Origin of the sequence: Streptomyces lucensis JCM 4490 (assembly GCF_014650035.1) — a bacterium.
GTDB classification, from domain to species: domain Bacteria; phylum Actinomycetota; class Actinomycetes; order Streptomycetales; family Streptomycetaceae; genus Streptomyces; species Streptomyces lucensis.
Map to the genome: position 1 here is coordinate 1 of NZ_BMUE01000040.1, position 4,234 is coordinate 4,234.

The window sequence follows — 4,234 nt, forward strand, 5'->3', positions numbered from 1 at the left end:
GCCGGTGTCGTCGACGATGACCATCGCGTCCGGCGCCGCCTCCAGCAGCCCCCTGAACTTCTCCTCGGCGGCCCCCGGACCCCCGGCGAGGTCGCGGGCACCGCATAGGCAGGTCTTGTGCGCCACCGTGCCGGTGGAGTCCGGTGGTACAGCTGCGGCCAGGTCACCCATTGTCATCCTCGTCCCCAGGGCTCGCCATGAGACCGGCCATTCCAGTGCCATCCGTGCGGCGGCGTGGCGACATGTCGTTTAGTGGCGCCACGCGGTCCGAACCTGTCGCCGACGCAGAGCATGGTGACCGCTCCTTGCCCGCGTCCGCCCGGTCGGCGGCCCGGCGGCGGGGGACGGGGCACACCGGCCGGCGGGCTCAGCCGGTGCTGTCCGGAGGCGTTCCGGGCTTCGTGTAGAGGACCTCGCGGGCCTGCTCCGCGGCGCGGGTGATGCTCTCGGTGACGAAGTCGAGGAAGCGGGCGATGTTCTCGAGGCGGGTGGCGGCCGGAGTGCCGGGGCCGAGGACGCCGACGCCCTGCCGCGCGGTCTCCACGAGCTGCGCACTGGACCGGGCGCTGGCCATCATCGACTGGTACCAGACGTCGTCGTCGACGATGTAGCGCTCGCGGCGGCGTTCGTCGCGTTCCCTGCGGACGAGGCCCTGGCTCTCGAGGAACGCGATCGCCTTGGAGACGGACGCCGGGCTGACCTGGAGGCGCTGGACGAGTTCCGACGCGGTGAGGCTGCCGGCGTCCGTGGTGTACAGGCAGACCAGCACCCGGCACATCATCTTGTTGGACAGGCCCGACTGCATCAGGGCGGTGGTGAAGGCCTCCTCGTACTCGCGCACCGCCTCGGCGTCACGTCCGTGCGCCTGCGGGGACGTGTCCGTGTCGCGGGGAGTGACCTGCCTGCGGCGGTGGGCGCGGTGCCCGGTGGCGCGGTGGGCGAGGTCGGCGCGGTAGGCGGTCGGGCCGCCGTTGCGCATCACCTCCCGGGTGACGGTCGAGGTCGGACGGTCCAGGCGCCTGGCGATCTCGGCGTAGGCGAGGCCGTCGGCCAGTCCCAGCGCGATCTGCTGACGTTCCTGCTGGGTGAGTCTGCCTCCCGGCACGGCGCGGCCTCCTTCGTGGTCCGTGGTGGCGCCAGCGTAGCGTTCCTTTCATGTCATTGCAACGAAAGGGGTTCTGGCGTTGCGTTAGCTTTCACGATCATTGCAATGAAATAAGTAACTCCACCTGCGCAAACATCAGTTGCATGCAACGAGCTTGTTGCCGGATCGGTGAACGCAACGTAGCGTTTCTGTCATCGGAAACGACAAACCGAAGGAGCGCACCATGCGTGAGAACGAAAGCCTGACGCGGAAGTTCGACACCCCCGCCCCGGTCTCGGCCGTCCTCGACGTACCCGCCGGACGCATCCAGTTCATCGCCGCCGACCGAGCCGACACCACCGTCGAGATCCGGCCCGCCGAGGCCTCCCGGAGCCGCGACGTGAAGGCCGCCGAGCGGACCGAGGTCGCCTACGCCGACGGCGTCCTGCGCATCCACACCCCGGAAGGCGGGAGCCAGTTCTTCGGCCCCTCGGGATCCGTGGAGATCACCGTCCAGCTGCCCACCGGCTCCCGTGTCGAGGCCAGGGCCGCCGCATCCGAACTCCGCGGCGTCGGCCGCCTCGGAGACGTCGCCTTCGAAGGCGCCTACCGCCGGATCAAGATCGACGAGGCCGCGAGCGTCCGCCTCACCGCGGTCGACGGCGACATCGAGATCGGCCGGCTGGGCGGCCCCGCGGACATCAGCACCGCGAGGGGCGACATCCGCGTCACCGAGGCCGTGAGCGGCACGGTCACCCTGCGCACCGCGCAGGGCGGGATCTCGGTCGGCGCCGCCCGCGGCGTCTGCGCCTCCCTGGACGCCGGCACCGGTCACGGCCGGATCCACAACGCGCTCAGGAACACCGACGGCGCCGCCGACCTGAACATCCACGCGACCACCGCCCACGGCGACATCACCGCCCGCAGCCTGTGAGGAGCACCGGCATGACCGACCTGGCCATCGCGGCGAACGGACTGCGCAAGTCGTACGGCGACAAGACCGTCCTCGACGGCGTGGACCTGACCGTCCCGGAAGGAACGATCTTCTCCCTGCTCGGCCCGAACGGCGCGGGCAAGACCACGACCGTCCAGATCCTGTCCACCCTGATACCGGCCGACGGCGGCACCGTCCGCGTCGCCGGCCACGACCTGGCTCGCCGGCCGGACGACGTGCGCGGCGCGATCGGCGTCACCGGTCAGTACTCGGCCGTCGACAAGCTGCTCACCGGCGAGGAGAACCTGCTCCTCATGGCCGACCTCAAGCACCTGTCCCGCGGGGACGGCAGGCGCAGGGCGGCCGAACTGCTCGACCGGTTCGACCTGGCCGACGCGGCGCGCAGACCGGCCGGCACCTACTCCGGCGGCATGCGGCGCCGGCTCGACCTGGCGATGACCCTGGTCGGCGACCCGCGTCTGATCTTCCTCGACGAGCCCACCACCGGCCTCGACCCGCGCAGCCGCCGCTCCATGTGGGGCATCGTCCGCGAACTCGTCGCGAGCGGCGTCACCGTCTTCCTCACCACTCAATACCTGGAGGAGGCCGACGAACTCGCCGACCGCATCGCCCTCCTCGACCACGGACGGCTGATCGCCGAGGGCACCGCGGACGAACTCAAGCGGCTCATCCCGGGCGGCCACATCCGGCTCACCTTCACCGACACACACCAGCTCGACGCCGCCCGCGGGCTCATCGGCGCCGGGACCGCCGACCCCGGGACACTGACCCTGCGGGTGCCGAGCGACGGAGGCGTCCGCACGATCCGCGAACTGCTCACCCTCCTCGACGAACGCGCGGTCGACGTCGCCGGGATGAGCGTCCACACCCCCGACCTCGACGACGTCTTCCTCACCCTCACCGGCCCGCAGGACCCGCAGAAGGAGACCGTGCGATGAGCACCCTCAGCCTTGCCGTGCGTGACTCCTCCACCATGGTCCGGCGCCAGCTCAAGCGCCTGCTCCGCTACCCGTCCATGACCGTGCAGCTGATCGCGACGCCCGTCGTCCTCCTGCTCCTGTTCGTCTACGTCCTCGGCGGCACCCTCGGCGCCGGCCTCGGCGGCGGGCGCGACACCTACGTCGACTACGTCGTCCCGGGCATCCTGCTCATGGCGGGGGCCACGGCCGCGACCGGTACCGCCGTCATGGTCGCCACCGACATGACGGAGGGCATCGTCGCCCGCTTCCGCACGATGCGGATCTCCCGCGCCTCGGTCCTCACCGGCCACGTCGTCGGCAGCGTCATCCAGCAACTGCTCGGCATGGCCGTCATCATCGGCGTCGCCCTCGCGATCGGCTTCGGCCCGAACGCCACCGCCGTCGAATGGCTGGCCGCCGCCGCACTGCTCACCCTGTTCGTCGTGGCCGTCACCTGGCTGTCCGTCGCCCTCGGCCTGAAGTCCCCGACCCCCGAGGCGGCGAGCAACGCCCCGATGCCCCTGATCCTGCTGCCCTTCCTCGGCAGCGGGTTCGTCCCCACCGACTCCATGCCCACGGCCGTCCGCTGGTTCGCCGAGTACCAGCCCTTCACGCCCATCATGGAGACCGTCCGCGGCCTCCTCCTGGGCACCCCGATCGGCGGCAGCGGCGCCGCCGCCACCGCCTGGTGCGGCGGCACGGCCCTCGTCTCCTACCTCTGGGCCAAGCGCACCTACGACAAGGCCTGACCGTGAACCGGCCGGACAGGGCCGCCGGACCAGCGGGTCCGGCGGCCCTCGCGGCGTCAGCGGCACGGATCACCCGCGGGTCGCCGGGAGGGGGTGTTCGCTCGTCGGGTAACCTCGGTTCTACATAGGTAAGTTACCGCTTAGTAATGCCCCTGGTGTCGTCCCCGCCTCGCAGGCTTGAGGAGTCCACTCATGCAACTCACCGCGATCGTCGTGTCGCTGGTGCTGACCGTGGTCGGCGTTGCGCTGCTCACAAGAGCGATCGGCCAGTTCGTACGGTACTTCAGGCTCGGTCAGCCGGTGCCGGCCGGCACCCGGACCGACAACCCGTATCAGCGCACGCTGACCGTGGCGCGGGAGTTCATCGGCCACACCCGGATGAACCGCTGGGGCGTCATCGGCGTCGCGCACTGGTTCGTCGCCGTGGGCTTCCTGACGCTGCCGCCGACCATCATCAACGCCTACGGCCAGCTCTTCCAGGCCGACT

At 70.8% G+C, this 4,234-nt stretch carries 4 protein-coding genes and 1 pseudogene; 4 read left to right on the forward strand and 1 reads right to left on the reverse strand.

Going from position 1 to position 4,234, the window contains the following annotated elements; genetic code table 11:
- Positions 1 to 367 precede the first annotated feature (367 nt).
- Positions 368 to 1,105, reverse strand: coding sequence for a helix-turn-helix domain-containing protein (locus tag IE177_RS34490; protein ID WP_190019434.1), 738 nt, complete (start codon positions 1,103 to 1,105; stop codon positions 368 to 370).
- Positions 1,106 to 1,328: 223 nt separating this feature from the next.
- Between IE177_RS34490 and IE177_RS34495 the strand changes: the two genes are divergently transcribed.
- The 4 genes and pseudogenes from IE177_RS34495 to IE177_RS34510 all read left to right on the forward strand — a co-directional run.
- Positions 1,329 to 2,018 (forward strand): DUF4097 family beta strand repeat-containing protein, encoded by a 690-nt coding sequence (locus IE177_RS34495; protein WP_190019435.1) that lies wholly within the window; start codon positions 1,329 to 1,331, stop codon positions 2,016 to 2,018.
- Between the two features lie 11 nt (positions 2,019 to 2,029).
- The gene (locus tag IE177_RS34500) at positions 2,030 to 2,977 is read left to right on the forward strand and encodes an ATP-binding cassette domain-containing protein (RefSeq protein WP_190019436.1); all 948 of its coding nucleotides are present in this window, start codon (positions 2,030 to 2,032) and stop codon (positions 2,975 to 2,977) included.
- Positions 2,974 to 3,747 (forward strand): ABC transporter permease, encoded by a 774-nt coding sequence (locus IE177_RS34505; protein ID WP_190019437.1) that lies wholly within the window; start codon positions 2,974 to 2,976, stop codon positions 3,745 to 3,747. The genes IE177_RS34500 and IE177_RS34505 overlap by 4 nt, the downstream gene beginning before the upstream one ends.
- 192 nt (positions 3,748 to 3,939) lie before the next feature.
- Positions 3,940 to 4,234, forward strand: a pseudogene (locus IE177_RS34510) (Fe-S oxidoreductase); the annotation flags it as partial.